Genomic DNA, 805 nt, shown 5'->3' on the forward strand with positions numbered 1-805 from the left:
AGTTCAGCGATCACCAATCCCTTCGGTCTGAGTGATGTCGGCGACAATGCAACCCCGAGCCTGGTCGACCTCGACGGCGATGGTGACCTCGATCTCGTCGTCGGAAACTGGGACGGCGACCTCCTGTTCTTCGAGAATACCGGCACGGCATCCGAGGCCGCCTTCTCCTCACCCTCCACCAACCCATTCGAGTTGACGAACACCGGGTATGGTGCCGCGCCCACCTTCGCCGACATCGACAGCGACGGGCGCCTCGACGCCTTCGTCGGCATCGGCGCTGGTTATCTCATCTATTTCCGCAACACCGGCAGCGCCACCCAGCCGGACTTCGCCGACGCCGTGACTTCACCGTTCGGCCTGACCGAGGTCGAGCGGGCCGTCAAGCCAACCCTGGCCGACATCAACGGTGATGGCCGACTCGACCTGCTCGTCGGCGGCTTCAGCGGCGACATCTGGCTGTTCGAGAACACCGGCAGCACGACCGAACCGGCATTCACCAGCGCAGTCACCAACCCATACGGGTTGACCGACGTCGGCTATTTGAACTCACCTGTCTTCGCCGACCTCGACGCCGACGGCGATCTCGACGCCCTGGTCGGCAACTACGACGGCAACCTGCTGCTGTTCCTCAACGGCACCCCGCCCGGGGTGACCCTGAGCCAATCCTCGGTCGAGGTCACCGAGGGCGGCGCCACCGCCACCTATACCCTGGTCCTCGACACCCAGCCCGGCGCCGACGTCACCGTCACCCTCGACACCACCAACGATCAGGTGGGGGTCGATCAGACGACGCTCACCTTCACCT

Annotated in this window: 1 protein-coding gene; it reads left to right on the plus strand. The window is 64.7% G+C overall.

What is annotated here, in order from left to right; all coding sequences use genetic code 11:
- Nucleotides 1–805: FG-GAP repeat domain-containing protein (locus HF203_RS16045; protein WP_210424823.1), on the plus strand; the 805-nt coding region annotated here is incomplete at both ends.

The organism is Marichromatium bheemlicum, assembly GCF_012276755.1.
GTDB classification, from domain to species: Bacteria; Pseudomonadota; Gammaproteobacteria; order Chromatiales; family Chromatiaceae; genus Marichromatium; species Marichromatium bheemlicum.